The organism is Nocardiopsis sp. Huas11 (genome assembly GCF_003634495.1).
GTDB lineage: Bacteria > Actinomycetota > Actinomycetes > Streptosporangiales > Streptosporangiaceae > Nocardiopsis.
The window spans coordinates 1,699,829-1,723,317 of record NZ_RBKY01000001.1; the positions used below are offsets into that span (position 1 = coordinate 1,699,829).

Annotated in this window: 19 protein-coding genes; 10 read left to right on the forward strand and 9 right to left on the reverse strand. The window is 72.5% G+C overall.

The genetic code is table 11. The features are described from left to right. Positions 1–5 precede the first annotated feature (5 nt). Positions 6–1,190, reverse strand: coding sequence for a DUF2867 domain-containing protein (locus DFP74_RS07575; RefSeq protein WP_121181044.1), 1,185 nt, complete (start codon positions 1,188–1,190; stop codon positions 6–8). 187 nt (positions 1,191–1,377) lie between these two features. Here DFP74_RS07575 and DFP74_RS07580 point away from each other — a divergent pair, with 187 nt between their 5' ends. Then, positions 1,378–1,959, forward strand: a complete 582-nt coding sequence (locus DFP74_RS07580) for a TetR/AcrR family transcriptional regulator (protein WP_121188104.1) — start codon at positions 1,378–1,380, stop codon at positions 1,957–1,959. 150 nt (positions 1,960–2,109) lie between these two features. Further along, positions 2,110–4,818, forward strand: coding sequence for a penicillin acylase family protein (locus tag DFP74_RS07585; RefSeq protein ID WP_121181045.1), 2,709 nt, complete (start codon positions 2,110–2,112; stop codon positions 4,816–4,818). A 58-nt stretch (positions 4,819–4,876) separates the two neighbouring features. Here DFP74_RS07585 and DFP74_RS07590 read toward each other — a convergent pair whose 3' ends face one another. Continuing rightward, positions 4,877–5,767 carry an oxidoreductase gene (locus DFP74_RS07590; RefSeq protein ID WP_121181046.1) on the reverse strand — a complete coding sequence of 297 codons (891 nt, stop codon included), beginning with the start codon at positions 5,765–5,767 and terminating at the stop codon, positions 4,877–4,879. Between the two features lie 80 nt (positions 5,768–5,847). Here DFP74_RS07590 and DFP74_RS07595 point away from each other — a divergent pair, with 80 nt between their 5' ends. The 4 genes from DFP74_RS07595 to DFP74_RS07610 all read left to right on the forward strand — a co-directional run bounded on the left by DFP74_RS07595 (position 5,848) and on the right by DFP74_RS07610 (position 10,807). Next, a complete protein-coding gene (locus DFP74_RS07595) occupies positions 5,848–6,432 on the forward strand; it encodes a TetR/AcrR family transcriptional regulator (protein WP_121181047.1) in 585 nt (194 codons plus the stop codon). A 394-nt stretch (positions 6,433–6,826) separates the two neighbouring features. Further along, a complete protein-coding gene (locus tag DFP74_RS07600) occupies positions 6,827–8,488 on the forward strand; it encodes a sensor histidine kinase (RefSeq protein WP_121188105.1) in 1,662 nt (553 codons plus the stop codon). A 9-nt stretch (positions 8,489–8,497) separates the two neighbouring features. Further along, positions 8,498–9,187, forward strand: coding sequence for a response regulator transcription factor (locus DFP74_RS07605; protein WP_121181048.1), 690 nt, complete (start codon positions 8,498–8,500; stop codon positions 9,185–9,187). Positions 9,188–9,502: 315 nt separating this feature from the next. Further along, positions 9,503–10,807: an alpha/beta hydrolase gene (locus DFP74_RS07610; RefSeq protein ID WP_121181049.1), complete on the forward strand. Its 1,305-nt coding sequence runs from the start codon at positions 9,503–9,505 to the stop codon at positions 10,805–10,807. A gap of 64 nt (positions 10,808–10,871) precedes the next feature. Here the strand turns inward: DFP74_RS07610 and DFP74_RS07615 are convergent, their stop codons facing one another. Together DFP74_RS07615 and DFP74_RS07620 are read right to left on the reverse strand one after the other, a co-directional pair. Next, positions 10,872–11,720, reverse strand: coding sequence for an ABC transporter permease (locus tag DFP74_RS07615; protein WP_233570855.1), 849 nt, complete (start codon positions 11,718–11,720; stop codon positions 10,872–10,874). Further along, positions 11,717–12,643 carry an ABC transporter ATP-binding protein gene (locus tag DFP74_RS07620; protein ID WP_121181050.1) on the reverse strand — a complete coding sequence of 309 codons (927 nt, stop codon included), beginning with the start codon at positions 12,641–12,643 and terminating at the stop codon, positions 11,717–11,719. The genes DFP74_RS07615 and DFP74_RS07620 overlap by 4 nt, the downstream gene beginning before the upstream one ends. A gap of 270 nt (positions 12,644–12,913) precedes the next feature. Here DFP74_RS07620 and DFP74_RS07625 point away from each other — a divergent pair, with 270 nt between their 5' ends. Then, entirely contained in the window at positions 12,914–13,108 is a 195-nt protein-coding gene (locus DFP74_RS07625) for a DUF1918 domain-containing protein (protein ID WP_121181051.1), read from the forward strand. 95 nt (positions 13,109–13,203) lie between these two features. Here the strand turns inward: DFP74_RS07625 and DFP74_RS07630 are convergent, their stop codons facing one another. Continuing rightward, complete coding sequence (locus tag DFP74_RS07630) at positions 13,204–13,695, reverse strand: FBP domain-containing protein (protein WP_121181052.1); 492 nt, start codon at positions 13,693–13,695, stop codon at positions 13,204–13,206. Positions 13,696–13,979: 284 nt separating this feature from the next. Between DFP74_RS07630 and fusA the strand changes: the two genes are divergently transcribed. Beyond that, positions 13,980–16,085: an elongation factor G gene (fusA, locus tag DFP74_RS07635; RefSeq protein ID WP_121181053.1), complete on the forward strand. Its 2,106-nt coding sequence runs from the start codon at positions 13,980–13,982 to the stop codon at positions 16,083–16,085. A gap of 55 nt (positions 16,086–16,140) precedes the next feature. Here fusA and DFP74_RS07640 read toward each other — a convergent pair whose 3' ends face one another. Together DFP74_RS07640 and DFP74_RS07645 are read right to left on the reverse strand one after the other, a co-directional pair. Continuing rightward, entirely contained in the window at positions 16,141–17,916 is a 1,776-nt protein-coding gene (locus DFP74_RS07640; protein WP_121181054.1) for a stealth family protein, read from the reverse strand. Positions 17,917–18,365: 449 nt separating this feature from the next. Next, the gene (locus tag DFP74_RS07645) at positions 18,366–18,551 is read right to left on the reverse strand and encodes a hypothetical protein (protein WP_121181055.1); all 186 of its coding nucleotides are present in this window, start codon (positions 18,549–18,551) and stop codon (positions 18,366–18,368) included. 346 nt (positions 18,552–18,897) lie between these two features. Between DFP74_RS07645 and DFP74_RS07650 the strand changes: the two genes are divergently transcribed. Both DFP74_RS07650 and DFP74_RS07655 read left to right on the forward strand, forming a co-directional pair. Then, positions 18,898–20,427 (forward strand): DASS family sodium-coupled anion symporter, encoded by a 1,530-nt coding sequence (locus tag DFP74_RS07650; RefSeq protein ID WP_121181056.1) that lies wholly within the window; start codon positions 18,898–18,900, stop codon positions 20,425–20,427. Positions 20,428–20,541: 114 nt separating this feature from the next. Further along, complete coding sequence (locus tag DFP74_RS07655; RefSeq protein ID WP_199725534.1) at positions 20,542–20,829, forward strand: SelT/SelW/SelH family protein; 288 nt, start codon at positions 20,542–20,544, stop codon at positions 20,827–20,829. A 95-nt stretch (positions 20,830–20,924) separates the two neighbouring features. On the opposite strand, the gene DFP74_RS07660 is transcribed toward DFP74_RS07655, so the two are convergent. Both DFP74_RS07660 and DFP74_RS07665 read right to left on the reverse strand, forming a co-directional pair. Further along, complete coding sequence (locus DFP74_RS07660) at positions 20,925–22,004, reverse strand: serine/threonine-protein kinase (RefSeq protein ID WP_121181058.1); 1,080 nt, start codon at positions 22,002–22,004, stop codon at positions 20,925–20,927. Between the two features lie 106 nt (positions 22,005–22,110). After that, positions 22,111–23,454, reverse strand: coding sequence for a lysine N(6)-hydroxylase/L-ornithine N(5)-oxygenase family protein (locus DFP74_RS07665; RefSeq protein ID WP_121181059.1), 1,344 nt, complete (start codon positions 23,452–23,454; stop codon positions 22,111–22,113). Positions 23,455–23,489 lie beyond the last annotated feature (35 nt).

Consider the following 23,489-nt stretch of genomic DNA (forward strand, 5'->3'; position numbering starts at 1 on the left):
GTGTCCTACGGGGCCGTCCGTGCGCCGCGCTCGGCGCGGATCTTCGCGGCGGCCTCGTGCAGCAGTCCGGGACCCAGACGCCGGTGGACGGCGGACAGCGGCGGCCAGACCACGCGGCCGAGCAACCGGTCGTAGCGCAGGGAGGTCAGCAGGGACACCTGCCCGTCGCCCGCCCGGATGAGCAGGTCGCTGGTGAGGAACCAGGAGGCGGCCGACAACCGGATCCAGTCCGGGCCGCGTTCGGCGATCCGCCACCCGGCCACGGTGTGGGGCGACCGTCCGCGGCTGAGCCGCAGGCCGAGCAGGCCCCGCCAGATGAAGCGTTCCATGGCCGAGGGCACGTCACCGAACATCGCCCGGGCCCACTCCTCGGAGGTGGCCGCCTCGGACGTGGTGCGGGTGAACAGGTCGACGTAGTCGAAGCCGGTCAGCGGTCCCGGGTCGCGGAAGGACGCGGGGAGCTCGTGCTCCCCCAGGTACCCGTGGACGGTGCCCGGCTCGTCGGCCGCGCGGTCGCCACGGGACGCGGCCCCGCCCGCGCGGTCGCCACCGGACGCGGCCCCGGCGGTCCGGTCGCCGCCCGCCCGATCCCCCTCGATCGGCTCCGGGCGAGCGCGCTCCCGCCACGCGAGTTCCCACTGCCGGGTCAGCGCCGGATAGATGATGAGGTACCGGAACGGGGCGATGGCGGCCATGTACAGTTTCCCGAGGAGCCCGTTGGGCTTCACCAGGACCGCCATACGCAGTTCGTACTCGCCGGCGTCGGCCCGTACCCACCCCAGGTGCATGACCGTGTGGACGGTCCTGTTCACCAGTTCGCCGGCGCACTCGTCGTCGAGCTCGTACACCGGGGTGAGCGGCTCGTTCCCCGGGCCCGGTCCGGGCGCGAGTCCGCGCAGGTCCTCCGGCAACCGGTCCCGCAGCGTCGGGACCCGCGCGCTGGCGCTCGCCTGAGGCTCGTCCCATCCGAGGAGCGCGCCGAGCTTCCAGCGCACCGCGAACAGGAAGCGGACCGCCGGGGACTCCAGCTCGGGCCGGTCGGCCGCCCGCAGCGCGGCGAGCGCCGCGGGAAAGTCGCCGGCTCCGGCGCCGGGCATGCGGTACGACCACACGTCCTGCAGCCGGAAGTCCCGGGTGAGCGCGTGGATCCGCCACGGCCGATCGGTGTGGGCCGGGTGAGGAAGTCTCATGGCTGCTACCGCCTTCTCCGTCCGGGGGCGACGGTGCCGCTTCGGTCTGGCGCGCCGGCCCCCGCCGACGGCGCGGGTCCGGCGATCGCTCCGCCCCTGCCACCGCATATACGATGGCGTATAACTCGAGGCTAGGGCTTCATATACGGTCCCGTATACACCAGTGGAATGTGAGGTGGATCACTTCATGGGCGCTGTTCGCACGCCGCGCGAGAGGTGGATCGAGGAAGGACTGCGCGCCTTGGCCGACGGCGGCCCGGACGCCGTCCGCGTGGAGGCGCTGGCCAAGCGGCTCGGCGTCACCAAGGGCGGCTTCTACGGGTACTTCGCCGACCGCGACGCGCTACTCGCGGCGATGCTCGACACCTGGGAGCGGGAGAGCACGGACGAGGTGATCGAGCGCGTCGAGCGTGAGGGCGGCGATCCGAAATCCAAGATCCACCGCGCCGGAATGCTCACCTTCTCCGACGACCGCCTGCTGCCCATCGACCTCGCCGTCCGCGACTGGGCCCGGCGCGACGAGGCCGTCGCCGCGCGGATGCGCCGGGTGGACAACCGGCGCATGGACCTGCTGCGGGAGATGATCTCCACCTTCTGCCCCGACCCCGACGAGGTCGAGGCCCGCAGCGTGCTCGCGTTCTGCGCGGCGATCGGCCCGCACTTCCTCGCCGCCGACCTCGCACGCCCCCGGGCCGAGGTCCTCGGCCGCGTCGCCGACCTCCTGCTCGACCGCCCCCGCAAGCCCGCCGCTCCACCCGAGGACCGCTGACGCCCGCCCCGCGCCACCGCCCCGACCGCCCCAGCAGCGCCCGGGGAGCGCCCGAGGAACGCCCTTACCAGTTGGTAACAATTGGTTCCGGGGCACATGATCGGTGGCAGCTGTGAGCTGGAGCACTCTAGAGTTCCCGACATGAGTGCAATGCGGAAACATGTCCTCTTTCGTGCGCTTTTGGGGGCTATAGCAGCGATCGTGGCGTTAGCCCTGGTCGGCGCACTCCTCGGCGTGTGGACCGTCCGGCGGTCCTTCCCCGAGACGACCGGGGACCTCGCGCTCCCCGGGCTGGAGTCGGCCGTCACCGTGCTCCGCGACGAGCACGGCGTCGCGCACGTGTACGCCGACACCTCCCACGACCTGTTCATGGCGCAGGGCTTCACCCACGCCCAGGACCGCTTCTGGGAGATGGACTTCCGCCGCCACGTCACGGCCGGGCGCACCGCCGAGCTCTTCGGCCCGGACCAGGTGGCCACCGACGCCTACCTGCGCACGATGGGCTGGCGCCACGTCGCCGAGCAGGAGTACGAGCTGCTCGACCCGGACACCCAGGACTACCTGGACTCCTACGCCCTGGGCGTCAACGCCTGGCTCGACGAGCACGAGGGCGCCGAAGCCGGGCTGGAGTACGGCCTGCTCTCCGCGCTCAACGGCGGCCACACCATCGAACCCTGGACCCCCGAGGACAGCCTCGCCTGGCTCAAGGCCATGGCCTGGGACCTGGGCGGCAACCTCCAGCAGGAGACCGAGCGGGCCCAGCTCGTGGCGGCCGGCCTGAGCGGGGAGCAGGTGGACGAGCTCTACCCCGCCTACCCCTTCGACCGGCACGCGCCGATCACCGCCACCGACGAGCTGAACGGGGTCGCCGCCGACGGCGGCACCGAGGAGCCCGGAGCCGGGGACGCCCGCGCCGACGAGCGGCGGGCCCCGAGAGAGCACGCCCCCGAAGAACTCTCCTCCGATGACGAACGCTCTTCCGAGGGCGGTCCGGCCTCCGGCGAGGGCCCCGCACCGGACGCGCGCCCGGTCCCGGACCTGCCCGAAGCGGCCCTGACCGCCGTCGCCGGCGTGGCCGAGGGCGCCGAACGGCTGCCCGACCTGCTCGGCCCCGGCGGCCCCGACATCGGCTCCAACTCCTGGGTCGTGAGCGGCGACCACACCGAGAGCGGACTCCCCCTGCTGGCCAACGACCCCCACCTGGGCGCGTCCATGCCCTCCACCTGGTACCAGATCGGGCTGCACTGCACCGAGCTCAGCGACGCCTGCCCCTTCGACGTCAGCGGGTTCAGCTTCTCCGGTCTGCCCGGCGTCATCATCGGACAGAACGAGTCGATCGCCTGGGGCCTGACCAACCTCAACCCCGACGTGATGGACCTGTACGTCGAGCGGATCGACGGCGAGGGCTACGTGGTCGACGACGAGGTCCTGCCCCTGGAGACACGCGAGGAGACCATCGCGGTGGCCGACGGGGACGACGTCGACATCACCGTGCGCTCCACCCACCACGGCCCCCTGCTCTCGGACGCCGAGGCGGGCGCCGACCTGGCCGAGATCGCGCAGGACCCGGCCGCGGCCCGCGAGGACGGCGCGGACGGAGACGGCGACGAGGACGGAGAGGGCGGCGACGGCAGCGAGGGCGCGGGCGGAGAGTACGCGGTCGCCCTGAGCTGGACCGCCCTGGAGCCGGGCACCACGGCCGACTCGATCTTCGGGTTGAACCGCGCCCGCGACTGGTCCGACTTCCGTGCGGCGGCGAGCCGGTTCGACGTGCCCGCGCAGAACCTGGTCTACGCCGACAACGAGGGCGACATCGGGTACCAGGCACCCGGCCGCGTCCCCGTCCGGGGCGAGGGCGACGGCCGCTACCCGGCACCGGGATGGGACTCCGCCTACGACTGGGAGGAGTACATCCCCTTCGACGATCTGCCCAGCGTGCACAACCCGGAATCCGGCGTCATCGTCACCGCGAACCAGTCGGGTGTGGACGCCGACTACCCCTACCGGCTCACCGACGACTGGGACTACGGCTACCGCGGCCAGCGGATCCACGACCTCCTGAACGAGGCGATCGCCGACGGTCCGCTCACCGGTGCGGACATGTCCCGCATCCAGCTGGACTCCTTCCACGCCGCCGCCGAGAGCGTGATCCCCCACCTCCTCGACGTCGAGGTGGACGGGACCGCCGGTCACGCCCAGGACCTGCTGCGCGACTGGGACCAGAGCACCGACCCCGACTCCGCCGGCGCGGCGTTCTACCAGGCCACCTGGCGCCACCTGCTGCCGCTGCTCTTCGACGAGCTGGACCCGGTGGTCATGAACGGCAGCTCCCGCGGGATGTACGTGGTCGGCGGGCTGCTGGCCGACCCCGAGTCCGCGTGGTGGGACGGGCAGGAGGCCGCGGGCCGCGACGAGGTGCTGGCCGCGGCGATGACCGCGGCGGCCGACGAGCTCACCGAGCTGCTCGGCGACGACCCCGCCGACTGGCGCTGGGGCGACCTGCACACGCTCACGGCGACGCACGAGTCGTTCGGCACGTCGGGCATCGGGCCGGTGGAGTGGCTGTTCAACCGGGGCCCGGTCGAGAGCTCCGGCGGATCGTCCATCGTCAACGCCACCGGCTGGGACCCCCACGAGGGGTACGGCATCACGGCGGTGCCGTCCATGCGCATGGTGGTGGACCTGTCCGACCGCGACGCCTCCACCTGGGTGCACCTGACCGGGAACTCGGGGCACGCCTTCCACCCGAACTACGACGACCAGCTCGCGCTGTGGAGCGAGGGCGAGACCCTGCCGTTCGTGGTGTCGGAGGAGGCCGTCCGCACGGCCGCGACGGACGAGCTCACCCTCACGCCGTAGGACCGGGTGGCCCCGGGCGGCCCCGGGCGGCCCCGGGCGCCCGCGGGGTCGGTCCGGATCAGCCCGTCGACGACGTGAGCGGGAAGGTCACCCCGGTGAGCTCCTCGGACAGGGCCCACAGGCGGTGCGCGGCCACGCTGTTCCAGGCGGCCTCGCTCCGCCCGGCCAGGGCCGGAGCACCGCGCTGGCCGCCCATGTTCTTGGGACCGGCGTAGGCCGCGCCGGGCACGTCCTGCGTCGCCGCGTAGATCGTGGGCAGGGCGCCCGCGGTGGCGTTCTGCGCGAAGACCCTGTTCCCCACGGCGAGCAGTGCGCGCTGGACGCGGCTGCCCGAGTGGGACTGCAGGTTCGTGGCCGCGTAGCCGGGATGGGCGGCGACCGCCAGCACCGGCGAGCCCGCGTCCGCGAGCCGGCGCTGGAGTTCCAGGGTGAACAGCAGGTTGGCCAGCTTGGACTGGTTGTAGGCCCGATAGGGGGTGTAGCGGCCCACGAGGTCGACGTTGTCGAACTCGATGCCCGGCGCCCTGCGGTGCAGCGACGACGACACGGTGACCACCCGGCCGGTGACGTGCTCCAGGAGCAGGTTGGTGAGGGCGAAGTGGCCCAGGTGGTTGGTGCCGAACTGGGTCTCGAAGCCGTCCTTGGTCCTGGACTCGGGGATGGCCATCACACCGGCGTTGTTGATGAGCAGGTGGAGGTCGCCCTTCCACTCCTTGGCGAAGGCGCGCACCGAGGCGAGGTCGGCCAGGTCGAGCCACCGTACCTCGGTCTCCCCCCGCACGGCGTCGGCGGCCTCGCGGCCCTTGTCCACGTCGCGTACCGCCATCACCACCCGCGCGCCCATGCCGGCCAGCATGCGCGTGGTCTCGACGCCCAGGCCGCTGTTGGCACCGGTCACGATCGCCGTGCGGCCGCTGAGATCGGGGAGGGTGACGGCGTCCATGCTCATCCCGGAACACTAGGCCCACCCCGCACACGTGGTCAACGACACCCATGCTGACATCGTCAACATCGGTCTATGCTTGACCCATGGCCGAGCACCGCTACCACCACGGTGACCTGCGCGCCGTCCTCCTCGCCAACGCCGAGCGCGCACTCGCCGAGCGCGGACCGGCGGCGCTGTCGCTGCGTGAGCTGGCCCGCGAGGCCGGAGTGAGCCACGCCGCGCCCAAACGGCACTTCGCGGACAAGCAGGCCCTGCTCGACGCCCTCGCCCTCTCGGGATTCGAGCGCCTCACCGAACGGCTCGCGAAGGCCGCCGAGACCCCCGGCGCCACCCGTGACCGTGTCCAGGCCCTGGCCGGCGAGTACGTGGGGTTCACGCTCGACAACACCGCCCTCATGGACCTGATGTACACGCGCAAGTACGACTCCGGGTCCCCGGAGGAGATGGCCGAGGCCGTGTCCCGGCTCGTCGCCACGGTCATGCGGACCATCGCCGAGGGCCAGGCGGAAGGTGAGATCATCGACGGCGACCCCTCCGTCATCGCCCTGGCGGTCGCGGCAACGCTGCAGGGGTTCGCGACGATCAAGGGCTCCTCGCCGCGGCCCGACGTCGAGTCGACGCTGGTCGGCGTGGTCGACATGCTCCTGCTCGGCCTCGTCCCGCGCTGACCGGCCGCACCGCATGCCCCCGGGGCTCGCCGCCCCCGGGCCACGGTCCACCGGCTCCACTACTCCTTTGTGCCTACCGGTCGACCGACTTCCCGGTGATGCCCGGGCCCGCACCACACGCGAGGATTCCGGCATGGACACACGCGGACCCGCACCGCGGCCGGAAGGCGCCCGGGTACCGGGAGACGCACGGCCCCCAGAAGGCACACGGGGGTCGGAAGGCACACGACCCCCGAAGGGCACACGGGAGTCGGAAGGCGCCCGGTTACCGGAAGGCGCACGGCCCCCAGAGGACAAACGAGAGTCGGTCGGCGCGCGCCGTGCGGCCGCGGCGGCGTCCACCGAACGCCGCGCCGTGCGCGCGATCACCTCGCCGATCGGAGACGCTGGGAGCATGCGCGAGATTCTGCGGCGTCGGGCGCACCTGCTCCCCGACCTGCTCCTGTGGGCGGTCCTGGCCACGGCGACCGTCCTCGACCTCATCGACACACCGTCGCCCCTGATCGTGGCGGAGACGGCCATGGCCCTGCTCTGCCTCACCGCGGCTCTGGTCCTGGCGCGCTCCCGACCCGGCGCCGCCCTCGCCGTCGCGACGGCCTTCCCCCTCGGACAGCAGTTCGTCTTCGTCCTGGGCCTGGTCGACCGGCTCAGCCTCGTGCCCCTGGTCACCGTCGCCGTCATCGCCTTTCTCGCCGGACAGCGCTCGGCCCGGGTCGGACCGGTCATCACGATCACGCTGACGGTCGTGCTCATCCTGCTCGGCCTGGTCGCGGCGCAGGCCGTGGTCTCCGGCTCCGACGCCCGTGACTTCCTGTCCCGGCTGGTCGACTGGCTCGGGGCCGCGCTCGTCACCATTGCGACCGTGGTCGCGCCATGGCTGTTCGGGCGGTACCTGCCCTGGCACCACCGCCTGGCCAGGGGCGGATGGGAGGTCGCCGAGCGCATGGAGCGGGCGCGCGCGGCCGACGCCGATCGCGCCCGCCTGCGCGAACGCACGCGGATCGCCTCGCAGATGCACGACTCGCTCGGGCACGACCTCGCCCTGATCGCCGTCCGCGCGGCCGCTCTGGAGATGGCCTCCACGGAGACTCCCGAGCAGCGCGACGCCGCCGCAGAGCTGCGCGCGTCGGCGCACGAGGCCAACCTCCGGCTGCGCGAGATCATCGGTGTGCTGCGCGAGGAGACCGAGGTCCCCGCGGCCGAACCCGTGGCCGACCTGGTCCAGCGCGCGACCGACGCGGGCATGGCGGTCCGGCTCCTGCGGGAGGGCCCCGACCCCGACCCCGCGGAGCCGGGCGGGCGGGCGGCCCACCGGGTGGTCCAGGAGGCTCTGACCAACGCGGCCCGGTACGCCCCGGGCACCGAGGTCGCGGTCACCGTCGTGCGCCTGGCGGGCCGCACCCGGATCGACGTCGAGGACACGGGGCCCGCCGGAGATCGCCCCGCCGGGCACGGCGGCGCCGTACCGCCGCGGGACGGGCAGGGCGGTTCGGGGCTGGCCGCGCTCCGCGCGCAGGTGGAAGGGCTCGGCGGCACGTTCCGGGCGGGGAGCGCCGGCCGCGGGTTCGCGGTCCACGCGACCGTCCCCGACACCGGCGACGCGGGCGTCGACCCGGCCGACGCGGGCCCCGGGGCACCGGCTACCGCGGGCGCACGGGCGGGCGGCGAGCCCACCGAGACCCGGCGCGCCCACGACGAGGTCCGCGTGCGCGCCCGCCGCTCCCTGGCCGTGGCCGTGGGCGTCCCGCTGGCCCTGGCCGCCGTACTGACCGTGGTCGGCTTCTCGCTGCTGTCGTGGATCAGTGCCCATTCGGTGCTGCCGCCGGAGAGCTACGAGCGCCTGTCCGTGGGCGACACCCGGGCCGAAGTCGAGCCGGTCCTGCCCCGGTTCGCCTATCCCGAGCGGTCCGTCGATCCGCTTCCCCCCGAGCCGCCCGGCGCCGAGTGCGACTTCTACCTGGTGACCACCGAGGGCGGTCTGCCCCCGGTGTACCGGCTCTGCTTCGTCGACGGCGTGCTCGCGGACAAGGGTGAGTTCGACCGGATCGACCGTTAGGCTGACCGCGTGCGTGAACCAGACGGTGCCCAGGTCCCGCTGCGGGTGGTCCTCGCCGACGACGAGGCGATGATGCGGGCGGGCATCCGCGCGATCCTGACCGCCGTCCCCGGCCTGGAGGTCGTGGGCGAGGCCGAGGACGGCGCCGCCGCCGTCGAACTGGTCGCCGACCTGCGCCCCGACATCGCCCTGCTCGACGTGCAGATGCCGGGGACCGACGGGCTGGCCGCGACCGAGGCCATCGCGGCACGGTATCCGGACACCGCCGTGGTCATCCTCACCACGTTCTCCGAGGACGCCTACATCGCCCGGGCGCTCTCCGGCGGCGCGAGCGGGTTCGTGCTCAAGTCCGGTGACCCCACCCACCTGGTGACGGGCCTGCGCGCGGTCGCCGACGGCGGCGCGTACCTGTCGCCGGAGATCGCGCGCCGGGTCATCGACGAGCTCGGGGCCTCCGGGCCGCGCCTGTCCCGGGGCGCCATCGCGCGCGAGCGCGTCGACGCGCTCTCCGACCGCGAACGCCAGGTCCTCACCCTGGTCGGGCAGGGGTGGTCCAACGACCAGATCGCGCGCCGCCTGGCGATCGCCCCTGGCACGGTGAAGGTGCACGTGGGCTCCATCCTCACCCGGCTGGACGTGCGCAACCGGGTGCAGGCGGCCGTGCTCGCCTACGAGGCCGGGCTCGTCGACGGCTCCTGACCCCCGCTCCACCGCGCACCCGCGCCACAGCGGTTCGGGCGCAGCGCCGTCGGCCGTACCCGCCGAGACCCAGGGCCGCCCCGAGGCTCGTTCCTGGTATCCGCGGCCATCCGCCGTTCCCGCCCGCCGTTCCCGCCCGCCGCTCCCGCCCGCCGCTCCCATCCGCCGTTCCCACCCGTCGTTCCCACCCGTCGTTCCCACCCGTCGTTCCCACCCGTCGTTCCCACCCGTCGGCCGCCCCTACCCCTTTGTGCCTAGGCGGTCGCCGTCGTCCTGATGATGTGCCGGACGGCCGCCGCGCGTGAGGATTCCGGCATGATCACACGCACTCGAAGCTCGGCCCGGGGCCGTCCGCCCACGCGCCGCGGCGCCTACGCCACCGCCGCCCTCGTCCTGGCCACCGCCTGCGCCGTTCCGGCCGCGGTCGCGGCCGTCACCGACCCGGGGAGTGTGGTCCTCTCCCCGCCCGAACCCACCGGCCCGCACGAGGTCGGCCGGACCGACCTCCACCTCGTCGACCCCGCTCGGGGCCACCCGTGGGTGGACGGTGCCACGGAACGGGACGTCATGGTCAGCCTCTGGTACCCGGCCGAGCCGGACGAGGCCGACGAGCACGCACCCTACGTCTCCCCCGCCACAGGCTCCGCGCTGGCCTCCGACCTCGAACAGGTCGGGCTGCCGCGCTCGGCCGTGGACTTCGACTCCTCGCGTGCCAACGCGTTCGCCGACGCGGACGCCGCCCTGACAGCGGGGCCGTTCCCGGTCGTGCTGTTCTCCCCCGGCTTCGGGGTCTCCCGCTCCCTCAACACCGCCAACGCCGAGGAACTCGCCTCCCAGGGGTACGTGGTGGCGGCCATGGACCACCCCTACGAGCCCGACGCGGTGGAACTCCCGGACGGCCGAGTGCTGCGCACCCGCGTCCCGGACCGCGAGACCCCCAGTTACCGGGAGGCGATCACCATCCGAACCGCCGACAGCCGACTGGTCCTGGACGCCCTGGACGACCTGGCCGCGGGCGGTTCGCCCCAGGTGGGCGGAGAGCCCCTGCCCGACGGTCTGGCGGAGTCCCTGGACACCGACCGGACCGGGATGTTCGGCCACTCCGCGGGCGGCCTGACCACGGCGCAGGTCATGCTGGCGGACGACCGCGTGGACGCGGGCATGAACCTCGACGGCAGCATGGCCTACCACGTGGGGGACCAGGCGTGGGCGGACGCCACGACCGAAGGCGCCGACCGGCCGTTCGCCCTCTTCATGGCCGGGACCGCCGGCGGGCGGGACCTGCCGCACACCAGCGGCCACCACGAGGACCTGCGGCTGTTCCGGTCGTCCTCCTCCGGCCCCGTCCTGGAGCTGCTCATGACGCACGGCGAGCACATGAGCCTCATGGACTACCAGTGGGTCTTCCCGGCCGTGGAGGAGGGGCGGGGCGTGGACCACCGCGTCTGGCGGGAGCGGGTCACGGGGGCGATCAGCACCGTGGACCCGGCGGCGTCGGTCGCCGCCCAGCGCGCCTACGTCACCGCCTACTTCGACGCGCACCTGCGCGACGAGGAGGAGCCGCTCCTGGACGGCCCCTCCGCCGAGTACCCCGAGATCGCCTTCGTGGACGCGCCCTGACGACCCGGCGCACGGACGGAAGGGCCCGGACGCTCCCCGCGTCCGGGCCCTTCCGTCCGCACCCTCACACGTCGCGCACGCGCAGCTCCGCCAGGGCGACGATCTGGGCGGCCACGGCCCATCCCACGACCGTCGCGACGTTGACCGCCCCGTCGTGGGGCGAGGTGTAGAAGCCGACGTCACCGCCGGCGTAGAACTCGATCCCGGCCAGGCCGGGCAGCAGCGCGGCGAGGTCGTCCAGGAACACGACCCCGGACAGCTGCATGACCAGCGGCACACCCAGCAGGAGCAGGAAGCCCACGGTGATCGTGCCCGCCGTGCCGCGCAGGGCGGTGCCGATCCCCACGAACACCACCGCGAACAGCGCCATGCACACCCCGGCGCTCACGCCGGTCCCCAGGAGCTCCAGCACGTCCACGTCCACGTACCGGCCGAGGAACAGGGCCAGCACGGCCACACCGGCCGCCGTCGCGCCCAGGCCCATGACGAACGCGAGCCCCGCGGTCACCACCGACCGGGCCGCCAGCAGCCGCCCGCGCCGGGGCGTCCAGAGCAGGGTGCTGGTGACGCTGCCGTTGCCGAACTCGCCCGTGGCGGCCAGCGCCGCCAGGGTCAGCACCGTGAACTGCACGATGTAGAAGTGGCCCTGCGACAGCAGCTGGACGAACGAGGAGGAGTCCGCCTCGATCGCGTTCTCCGTGATCCGCGACAGCGAGGAGAAGCCCATCATGGCCGCGAACACCGCCAGGCCCAGGATCGCCGCTCCCACGCACCACCACGTCGATCGCAGCGACGCCTGCCGCACCCATTCCGCGGCGACCTCCCGGCCGAACCCCGCGGGCCGGGCCTGCCCGGCCCCCGTCCGGCCGGTGCGCTCGCCCGTCCTCGTCCCGTTCACGTCCACTCCCCTCATGCCGCCGCCTCCTTGCCGTGCGCGCCGAACTCGACGGTCTCGCCGGTCAGCTCCAGGTACGCCTGCTCCAGCGAGGCCTCCTCGCGCGCCAGCCCGTGCACCCGGGCTCCCACCTCGTGGGCGTGGTCACCGACCGCCTCCGCGGTCAGGCCGAACACCCGCAGGCCGCCGTCGCCGGCGGCCTCCACCCGCACCGGCGGTCCCAGCCGTTCCAGCCGCGCGCCCAGCGCGCCTGCCTGCGGGCTGCGCACCACCACGTGGGTCCGCGACCACGCCGAGATCACCTCGCCCAGCGACGCGTCCGCGATGAGCCGTCCCCGTCCCACGACCACCAGGTGGTCGGCGACCTGTTCCATCTCGCTCATCAGGTGGCTGGAGACGAACACGGTGCGCCCCTCGTCGGCCAGCCGGCGAGTCAGCTCGCGCATCCAGCGCACCCCGTCCAGGTCCAGCCCGTTGACGGGTTCGTCGAACAGCAGCGCCCCCGGGTCGCCCAGCAGGGCGTCCGCGACGCCGAGCCGCTGGCGCATGCCGAGCGAGTAGCCGCCCACCCGCCGCCCGGCCACTTCCGTCAGACCGACCTCGTCCAGGACCTCGTCCACCCGGCTCCGCGGGACCCCGGTGATCAGGGCCTTGGCCACGAGGTGGGCCCGCCCGGTGCGTCCGGGATGGGCGGCGCGCGGGTCCAGCAGCGCACCGGCCTCCCGGGCGGGCGCCGCCAGGCGCGCGTACTCCCGACCGTTGACCAGCGCCTGCCCCGAGGTCGGGCGCGCCAGCCCCAGCAGCAGCCGCATCGTGGTGGACTTGCCCGCCCCGTTGGGACCCAGGAAGCCCGTCACCCGTCCGGGCTCGACGGTGAAGGTCAGGTCGTCGACGGCGGTCCTCCCGCCGTAGCGCTTGGTCAGCGCGGTTACCGTCAGCACGGTCGCCCCTCTCGCATGAGTCGTCGTGCGCACCACGCTAGAAAGCCCGGCCGTCAGGGGCATCAGTGCTTAGGAAGGGCCCGACTACCCCCTTGTGCCTACTCCCCCCGGAAGTGACGCCGATCCGGGAATCCGCGCGGGCAGAGGCGCACCGTTCCTCCCACGGTGTGGCGACTCGCCCCAAATGCCGCCGGTTTCGGCAGGTCAACGATCCGGGTACGTCCCCGATAGGCCGGCACCAGGGACCGGCGGCGTCGAACGGGGGACAGTATGCGGGCGTCGATCGGGGACTACGTCCACACCCACGGGGTCGCGAGCAGCGACGGCCAGCACAGCGGAAGGATCGTGGAGGTGAAGGGCGCCGACAACGGACCGCCGTACGTGGTCCGCTTCCCGGACGGGGAGGAACGGCTCATCTACCCGGGACCGCACACCGTGGTGGAGCCGCGCTTCCCGTCGGACTGAGGCGGGGGCGGCCGAACACACCACGGTTCCGGACCGAAGCCGTGGACGCGGGGCGGTGGGCGGAGAGAACCGCCCCACCGCCCCGCGTTCGGTCCTCACGCGGACAGCCGCGCGACGAACCCCTTCAGGTTGTCCATCGCCCGCGTGACCTTCTCCTCCACGGTCAGCGACTCCTCGAACCGGCCACCGGGCTCGGGCTCCTTCAGCCCCCGCACGTACAGCGAGCACGCGAAGTCCGCGCACATGCGCAGGCCGACCGAGTTGCCGTCGCGCCCCGCCTTGCCCGCCTTGGGCGCCACCATCAGGGTGACCCCCTGGCCGGGATGGGTGGTCAGGCACACCGAGCACATGCTGCGGCGGAAGCCGTCACGGCCGCCGGCCAGGCGCAGCGCCACCCCCACCAGCCCCTCCTCGCGCTCGACGACGAGATAGGCGCGCTCGTGCGCGGTGTGGTCGCGCCAGCCGAGGAAGTCCAGGTTCTCCCACGGGCTCTCGGAGAGGTCGCGCGGCAGGGCCAGGCGCTTGGCCTCTCCCCTGGAACAGTTCACGAAGGACGCGCGGATCTCGCGCTCGGTCACGGGTCTCATTCCGGCGACGCTAACAATGCCTAATCGCCCTAGGCAATGAATTAATCCCCCTAGGGAACGTGGCGGGGTCCCCACCGCGCGAAAACCCCTGGAACGGTGGATCGGCGCCGTCTACGCTCTCGCCAGGCGAACCGGCCGGACGGCTCCGACCGTCGCCGCCCTCGCCCACCGAGCGCTTCGCGAGGTGGGCGCCACCCTCTACGGATGCCCTCGGCGCGGCCCCGACCGTCGCCGTCTTCGCCCCTGGCTCGTCGCCCGAACACCCACGAAAGGACGGACACCCCATGGCCACCACGACGCTGGCCCAGGTCCGCAACATCGGGATCATGGCCCACATCGACGCGGGCAAGACGACGACGACCGAGCGCATCCTGTTCTACACCGGCGTCTCCTACAAGGTGGGCGAGGTCCACGACGGCAACACCACCATGGACTTCCTGCCCGAGGAGCGCGAGCACGGCATCACCATCACGTCCGCGGCCACGACCTGCCACTGGCCGCTGAACGGTGTCGACCACACCGTGAACATCATCGACACCCCGGGCCACATCGACTTCACCGTCGAGGTGGAGCGGTGTCTGCGCGTGCTCGACGGCGCGGTCGCGGTGTTCGACGGCGTGGCCGGTGTCGAGCCGCAGTCGGAGACCGTGTGGCGCCAGGCGAACCGCTACGGCGTGCCCCGCCTGTGCTTCGTCAACAAGCTCGACCGCGTCGGCGCCGACTTCCACCGGTGCGTCGCCATGATCACCGAACGCCTGGGCGCGGTGCCCCTGGTCCTGCATCTGCCCATCGGGGCCGAGGCGGACTTCCGCGGCGTGGTCGACCTCGTCCGGATGCGGGCGCTCGTCTGGCCGGCCGCGGCGCGGCCGGGCGACGACTACGAGGTCGTCGACGTCCCCGAGGAGCTGGCGGAGGAGGCACGGGTCTGGCGGGCACGCCTGCTGGAGACGCTCGCCGAGCACGACGAGGAGCTGATGGAGCTGTACGTCCAGGGCGTCGAGCCCGCGGACGACCGGCTGCACGCGGCGATCCGCCGGGTGACCGTCGGCTCCGCGCGCGGTGACGGCCTGCTCACCCCGGTGGTGTGCGGCACCGCGTTCAAGAACAAGGGGGTCCAGCCGCTGCTGGACGCCGTGGTCCGCTATCTGCCGTCCCCGCTGGACGCCGGGGCGGTGGAGGGCCACGACCCCCGCGACCCGGATCCGGTGGTCACGCGCTCCCCGAAGGAGGGGGAGCCGATGGCCGCCCTGGCCTTCAAGATCAGCAGCGACCCGCACCTGGGCCGGTTGACGTTCCTGCGCGTGTACTCGGGCCGGATCGACGCCGGTTCGCAGGTGTTCAACTCCCCCAAGGGGCGAAAGGAGCGGATCGGCAAGATCTACCGCATGCACGCCGACAAGCGCGAGGAGATCGCTTCGGTGGGCGCCGGCGACATCGTCGCCGTCATGGGTCTGAAGCAGACCGCCACCGGCGAGACCCTGTGCGACGCGAGCGCCCCCGTGGTGCTGGAGTCCATGGACTTCCCCGACCCGGTCATCGAGGTCTCGGTCGAACCCCGCTCCCAGTCGGACCTGGACCGGCTCGGCACGGCCATCGGGCGCTTCGTGGAGGAGGATCCGTCCTTGCGCGTGCACACCGACGCCGAGACCGGCCAGACCATCCTGGGCGGTATGGGCGAGCTGCAACTGGAGATGCTGGTGACACGGATGAGACGGGAGTTCAAGGTGGACGCCGGTGTGGGCCGCCCGCAGGTCTCCTACCGGGAGACCATCCGCCGAGCCGTGCGGGACGTGGACCACACGCACCGCAAGCAGACCGGTGGCAAGGGGCAGTTCGCGCGAGTGCGGATCGCCGTCGAGCCGATCGAGGGCGGCGGGTACGAGTTCGTCAGCCGGGTGACCGGCGGCCGGGTGCCGAAGGAGTTCGTGCCCTCGGTGGACGAGGGCTGCCGTGAGGCGATGCGCCGCGGGATCCTCGCGGGGTTCCCGATGACCGGTGTGCGCGTGACGCTGCTCGACGGGGCCTTCCACACGGAGGACTCGTCCGAGCTGGCGTTCCGCATCGCCGGCCTGGACGCCTTCAAGGAGGCGGCCTCGCGTGCGGAGCCGGTCCTGCTGGAGCCGGTGATGGACGTGGAGGTCACCACGCCCGAGGAGTACATGGGCGACGTGATCGGTGACCTCAACGCCCGTCGCGGCCGGGTCCAGGCGATGGCGGACCGGTACGGCGCCAAGGCGGTGTCGGCGGTGGTGCCGCTGTCGGAGATGTTCGGCTACGTGGGCGATCTGCGCAGCCGGTCGTCGGGCCGGGCGAACTTCACCATGGAGTTCACCTCGTACGCGCAGGTGCCCGAGGCGGTCGCCGACACGGTGATCGGCCGCGCCGCCTAGGCCGTCGGGCCGGCCCCTGCTCGGGGCCGGCCCGTCATCGCCGGCCGGACGCGCCTCAGGCCGGCGGCCCGTCCCGCTCCCAGGGTGCGGGGAACGGGAAGCGCGACTCCAGGAACGCGCGCATCATCCGGCCGACCTCCTCTTGGCGTTCCGGTGAGGTGTCGACGTCGTTCAGGCACAGGAAGTCGAAGCGCGCGGCCTCGTCCGGCGCCGTCAGGGCGGCGAGCCGGTCCGGGGCGCCCTCGGCGCCGATGTCGACGTATCGCCCCCGGAACTCCGTGGGCACGCCGCGCCCGGTGAGCAGCGCGTAGTTGTGGTAGAGCGTCGTGGTCAGCGCGACGTCGGCCGGGTCGCGAAAACGCGACCGCGCCGTGCGCTCCACGTCCTCCCGGTAGCGCTGCGCCAGCTCCAGGTGCACGGACCGGATCTGGGCGGTCGGCACGTGCCTGGTCTTGTTGGTGATGTAGGCGCCGAACGACTCCTGGAGCAGGGCACGGGCGTTCTTGCCCGCCCAGTTGGGGGCGGCCTCCTCCAGAACCGGCTCGCCCACACCGATCTGGTGCGGCGAGAACGCCAGCCGCGCGATGCCGTTGGAGTAGAAGAAGTGCTCCGGGCCGACCGGCGCGGTGACGAAGATGTCGTCGTTGAGGTAGACGAAGTGCTCCGACAGGCCCTCGATGCGGTGCAGCTGCGATTCGATGGCACGGGAGCTGAAGACGGGAAGGGCGTCGGGGTCGGCGAAGATGTCGCGGTGGTCGACCAGCGTCACCCCCTCCGCGTCCGGGTCCAGCCAGTGCGGCACCTGGCGGTCGGTGACGACGAAGATCCGGCGGACGAAGGGCGCGTACATGCGCAGGGAGCGCAGGGAGTACCGCAGCTCCTCGTGGTCGGTGTAGCGGGAGGCGCCGGCCGCGTGCGAGGCCAGCCCGGAGCGGCCCTCGCGGTACCGGGCGCGCTTGGCGGCGTGCTCGGGGTCGGCGCCGTCGACCCACGTGTAGACGGCGTCGATCGGGAAGTCGACCTCGTCGGCCCGGCGGTGGGAGAAGGGCTCGTAGGTCGGGTGGACCCGGTCCCCCACGGTCACGGTGGCGTGCTTGCGGTACTCGTGGGGCAGCACGTCGGCGACCCGGTTGGGGCGCGGCGCCACCAGGGAGTCGGCCATGGCGTCGTCGGGAAGGCGCACCCGCACCCGCCGACGCACCTTGTCGGCCCCGGATCCGGCCAGCACGGCCTCACCGTCGCGCCAGAACTCGACGTCGCAGCCGTACTCGGCCCCCGTCAGGCAGCGCCCGTCCGGGGCGAGCAGGTACTCGGTGAAACGGATGACCGAGCCGGACTTGATCCGTGCGTCCAGGGCCCCGTCCACGTAGGCCGAGCGGACGGCCTCCGCGCCGTCCGGGCCCGGCTTGACCGCGTACACGGCGCTGCGGCGGTGGGCATCGCGTAGGACGCTGAGCAGGCGCTTCCTGTCCTGGCGGTGGACGCCCACCACGTGCCGCAGCGGTTCGTGGCCTGGGACGAGGAAGTAGTCGATCCCGGCGGCCTCCAGGACATCGGTGACCAGGCGCAGGTGGTGGGCGCGGGCGTCGGCGGTGGTGAAGTCGTCCACCACGCGCCCGATCAGCTCCTCCTCCGCCGAGCCGTCGGCGCGGAAGGCACGCAGGGCAGGGTCGGCGTCCAGCAGCTCCGCGCGCCGTGCCGCGATCCTGGCCCGCCGCCGCTCCTCCTCCGCCTGGGCCTCGGCCTGGCGGCGGCGCTCCTCGGCGCGCTCGCGCGCGGCCGAGGGCTTGAGACGTTCGCCGACACGGCCCAGGTGTACCGCCAGACTCATGGAGGACCTTTCGCGAGAGCGGGTCGGCGGGCGAGCGCCGCCCGACCTGAACAGACACGGACACGGACACGGGCACACTGAGCGACCATCGGACGCACAGGGCACATGAAAAGGACATCCGACACCCATGGCGGGATGACAGGTGACGTCCGAGGTGACGTGATCATGATGCTTCCGTCACCTGACCGAGTCACACCGTCACCCGATGCCCCCGATCCTCACCGTGAGTGATGAACGCGCGCTCCATCGGCGCGTACGCGAGCGGCCGGAGAAGTGCGCTTCGCTCCTCAGCGGAACCACTGAACGATGCCGCGTGAGCACGCACGGCCATCAGTCGTCCGCCGCGTCCCGGACGGGCGCGCGCTGATCGAGCGTGGGCCGCCCGACCGTCGACGGCGGGCGCGGTCCCGTCTCAGGGGCGCACCCGCCGTCCTGACCCGTCGACCGTCTCAGGCCACGAGCACGAAGGCCAAGGCGCTGCCCGAGAGCACGAACACGCACAGCACGAACGCCATCCGGACGTTGGCCCGCAGGCGCATGGTTTCGTCCTCCTCGGACTCGCCGAACTCACCGAACTCGCCGGCCTCACCGGTCAGACTGCGGCCGAGGTCTCCCCCGGCGGGAATCTCGCTCATATCGCCCTCTCCGCGCCGCCGTCGATCATCGAACGTCGGCCCGATCATGCCACCCGCGCGCGGTCCCTCGCGAGGGTTCGCGTCAGTGGTGGCGGCGGGCACGCCTCCCACCCGCGCCGATCACCCACGGCACGTCGAGAATCACCCACGGTGCGGCAATGTCAAGGGAATCCCAACTCTTCCCCGCGAAATTGCGTGCCCCGGACCACAGTGACCACCATCACTCACACCACGGAGAAACATCTGGGAAACCCCGAGGCAACAGCGTCGTCGCCGCTGGTTTCCCGTCGGGTGACGGGCGCCGTCCCGCCCGTTCTCCCCGTCCCCCTCGAAGGAGGAGACCGCCATGGCGACCTCGGAAGCCCGCGGCAGAGCGGGCCTGCCCGCTCTCACCACGGAGAAGGCGGCCCGGCCCGAACCCAGCCGCGCCAAGATCATCGGCCTGGTCCTGGGCCCCGTCCTCGGACTGCTGCTCTTCGCCGTCCTGCCGGACTCACTGGGAACCGGTGGGAGGATCACCGCCGGTGTCGCGGTGCTCATGGCCACCTGGTGGGCGAGCGAGGCCATCCCCATCCCGGTCACCGCGCTGCTGCCGATGGTGCTGTTCCCCATCCTGCTGCCCGAGGTCGGCATCGCCGACGTGGCGCCCTCCTACGGCGCCGACGTCATCTTCCTGTTCATGGGCGGGTTCATGCTCGCCCTGGCCATGCAGAAGTGGAACCTGCACAAGCGCATGGCCCTGGGCATCGTCGCGGCCGTCGGGTCCAGCCCCGTCCGGCTGATCGGCGGGTTCATGCTCGCGACCGGCTTCATCACCATGTGGGTGAGCAACACCGCCGCCGCGATCATGATGCTCCCCGTCGGAGTCTCCGTCGTCGCCCTGGTCACCCAGCTGCGCGGCGGCAAGAAGGACGCGAACTTCGCGACCGCGCTGATGCTGGGCATCGCCTACTCGGCCTCCATCGGGTCGGTCGCCACCCTCATCGGCACTCCGCCCAACGCGCTCATGGTCGGCTTCCTCGCCGAGAACTACGACATCACCATCGGCTTCGGCCAGTGGATGATGGTCGGCGTCCCCCTCGCCGTGGTCTTCCTCGCGGTCGCCTGGGTCGTCCTCACCCGCTTCGTCTTCCCGCCCGAGACGAAGAAGCTGGACGGGGCCCAGGGCCTCATCCGCGAGGAGCTCAAGGAGATGGGCCCGGTGACCCGCGGCGAGAAGCTGGTCGCCGCGGTGTTCGCCCTGGCCGCGTGCTCGTGGATCGTCATCCCGCTGCTGGCCAGGAACGAGACCGTGGCCGGCGCCGTGCCGTTCCTGAGCAGCGTCTCGGACTCGGTCATCGCGATCGCCGTCGCCGTCGCCCTGTTCCTCATCCCGGTCGGCAACGGTGAGCGCCTGCTCGACTGGGAGACCGCGGTCCGCCTCCCGTGGGGGATCCTGCTCCTGTTCGGCGGCGGCATCGCGCTGTCGAAGCAGTTCGGCGACACCGGTCTGAGCGAGTGGATCGGCGTGCAGGTCGGCGTCCTGGACGGCGTTCCCACGTGGGTGGTCGTGTTCGTCATCGCGGCCATGGTCCTGCTGCTCACCGAGCTCACCAGCAACACCGCGACCACCGCCACGTTCCTCCCGGTCGTCGCGGGGATCGCGCTCGGCATGGACCTGCCGGTGATGACCCTGGTCGTGCCGGCCGTGCTGGCCGCGTCGATGGCCTTCATGCTGCCGGTCGCGACGCCGCCCAACGCGGTGGTGTTCGGTTCCGGCGAGGTCAGCATCGGACAGATGCTGCGCGGCGGGATCTGGCTCAACGTCATCGCGGTCTTCATGGTCATGTTCACCATGTACGCCTTCGCCGGATGGGCGTTCGGCATCAGTCTCTGACCCCTCGGACTCCTCCCGGAGAAGACCTCGGTTCCACTCCCCGAGGTGACGGCGGCCTCGCGGCGCACTCCCCCGCGAGGCCGCCGTTTCATGGGCCCGTGCCATGCTGGGGCCATGACCTTGGAGCACAGGCGGCCGCGGTTGGAGATCGAGTACTGCACGCAGTGCCGATGGCTCCCCCGGGCCACGTGGATGGCGCAGGAACTGCTGACGACGTTCGAGAAGGAGCTGGGCGAGGTCGCCCTCGTCCCGGCCACGGGCGGTGTGTTCGAGGTCCGGCTCGACGGCGAGAGCGTGTGGTCGCGCAAGAGCGACGCCGCGTTCACCGACGCGGCGGAGCTCAAGCGGCTGGTGCGCGACCGCATCGCCCCCGACCGCAAGCTGGGCCACTCCGAGGGCTGACGCCCCGGCGCCCCGGCGGGACCGGGAGGACCGCACCTGGCCGAGCCCCGGACCCCCTTCGGTCCGGTCCGGCGCCCCGGCGGGACCGGCCTCGGTCAGTACGTGGGCGTGTAGGCGACGACGAAGCCGATCAACAGCATCACGACAATCAACCCGACGAGGAACACCGCCCACCCCTGAGGCGGCTGGTACCGCTCACCGAGGACCGTTCTCCCCGGCTCGTCGGCCCGGACCTTGCGCCAGGCCGCGGGGATCCGGTGGTCGGTCGCCCGCGGGACCGCGCGCGGTCGGACGGCGGGCTCCACACGGGTCACCGGTACGCTCGGCGCCGCGAGAGGCGCGGCTCCCCCGTCGTCGGGAACGCTTCCCCGACCGAGCAGGGACACCAGCACGTCCTTGGACGACGGCCGGGCCGCCGGGTCTTTGGACAGGGCCGCCGCCACCAGTGGCCGCAGTGGTTCGGGCACCCGGCTCAGATCGGGATCGTCGTTGATCACCCGGTGCAGCACGTTGGGCACCGTCGGCCCGTCGAACGGCGAGGCCCCCGTCGCGGCGAACGCCACCAGCGCGCCCCAGGCGAACACGTCCGAGAGCGCCGTCGCCCGACCCTCCGCGATCTGTTCCGGTGCCATGAACGCGGGCGTACCGATCACCGACGTGGTCACCGTCCCCGCGCCACCGGAGACCTGGGCGATGCCGAAGTCGATCACCCGGGCCCCGCCCTCACCCAGGATCACGTTGCCCGGTTTGAGGTCCCGGTGCACGATCCCCGCCTCGTGGACGGCCGCCAGCGCCGTCACCGTCGCCACGGCCAGCCTGGACAGGTCGCCGCCCGTCATCGGCCCGCCGCCGCGGATGCGCTGGTGCAGCGTGGGCCCGGCGACGTACTCACTGACGATGAAGGGCGGGTGGGCGTCCACGTCCGCCGCGAGTACCGCCGCCGTGCAGAACGACGCGACCTGGCGCGCCGCCTCGGCCTCGCGCACGAACCGCTTGCGCATGCCGGGGTCGGCCATCGCCTCCTGGTTCAGCGCCTTGATCGCGACCCGCGCCCCTGACCCGCCCTCGGCCAGGTAGACGGTCCCCTGTCCGCCCTCTCCCAGCCGGCCCAGCAGGCGGTAGCCGCCGAGCTCGGCCGGATCGGAGGAGTGCAGCGGTTCCAGGGCAGTGCTCATGGTCTGTGCGCTCCATGGGGGACGGTGGGGGTCCGGGGGTGGCCGCCCACCCCCGGATCCTACTCACCGGGCGGTCCGTGCGACCGCCGCGCTGGCCGGTCCCGAATCAGACGGCGGCGGGCTCGGCCACGGCCGATCGGGGGACGTCCTCGGGGCGGCGCTGGAGGATCGAGTCGAGGATCTCGCCCGAGCGCACCGCGTTGTTGGACAGCAGCGACGAGGTGATCCCGTGCGTGTGCTCGGTGGCTCCGCCCTGGAGGTAGACGCCCGCCCGGACGGCGGCGTCGGAGGTGACCCGGAAGTCGCGCTCGACCATGGGCCGGCCCTGGTCGTCGGTGTGGAAGCGCTCGGCGCCCGTGCCCAGGAGGGCGAGGGGGTCGCTCGGGCGGTAGCCGGTGGCGTAGACGAGGACGTCGGCGTCCAGGTCGGTGCGCTTGCCGGTGGTCATCGACTCCACCACCACGCGCACGCCGGAGCCGGTGTCGTCGGCCTCCACCGCACGCGAGGTGTTGAACCAGCGCAGCCGCTCCACGCCCAGGACCTTCTCCTGGTAGGTGCGCCGGTACAGGTCCTCGATGAGGTCGAGGTCGGCGACCGAGTAGTTCGTGTTGGCGTGGTAGCCCATGATCATGCGCTTGACGTCCTCGGGCGCACCGAAGTAGTCGTCCACCGCGGAGGGGTCGAAGACCCGGTTGGCGAGTGGGCTGTCGTCGGAGGGGCTGATGCCGAAGCGCGAGAACACCGCGCACACCTCGGCCGAGCGGAAGCGCTCGTGCAGGTAGGCGGTGACCTCGGCGGCGCTCTGCCCGGCGCCGACGACGACGAAACGGCGGGCCTCGGCCGTGTCGATGGAGCCGACGCGGTGCAGGAGCTGGCTGTTGTGCCAGATGCGCTCGCCGGTCGCCATGCCCTCGGGCAGGCGGGGGCGCAGCCCGGTGGCCAGGACCAGGTTGCGGGCCCGGTGCACGGCGGGGGTGCCGTCCGCGCCGCGGGAGAGCACGTCGTAGTGGCGGATCTGGCCGTCGGTCTCCACCGGGCGCACCTCGACGACCTCGTGGCCGTAGGAGACGTCGCCTTCGAGCCGGGCCGCGCACCACTCGAAGTAGTCGTGGAACTCCACACGCAGCGGGAACAGGCTCTTGGCGTTGATGAAGTCGACGAGCCGGCCGCGCTCCTTGAGGTAGGAGAGGAAGGTGAAGCGGCTGGCCGGATTGCGTAGAGTGACCAGGTCCTTGAGGAAGGAGACCTGCATCGTGGCGTCGTCGATCAGCATGCCCCGGTGCCAGCCGAAATGCGGCTGGCGCTCCAGGAAGTGCGCGGTGACGGCCTGGTCGGGCGACGCGGCGTTGTGCTCCGCGACGGCGATCGCGAGTGCGAGGTTGGACGGTCCGAAGCCGACGCCGATGAGGTCGTGGATCGGTGGCTCGTCGGCCGGAAGTCCTTGTGACATACCAATTCCCATCTCGGTGGAGGTCCCGTCTGGTT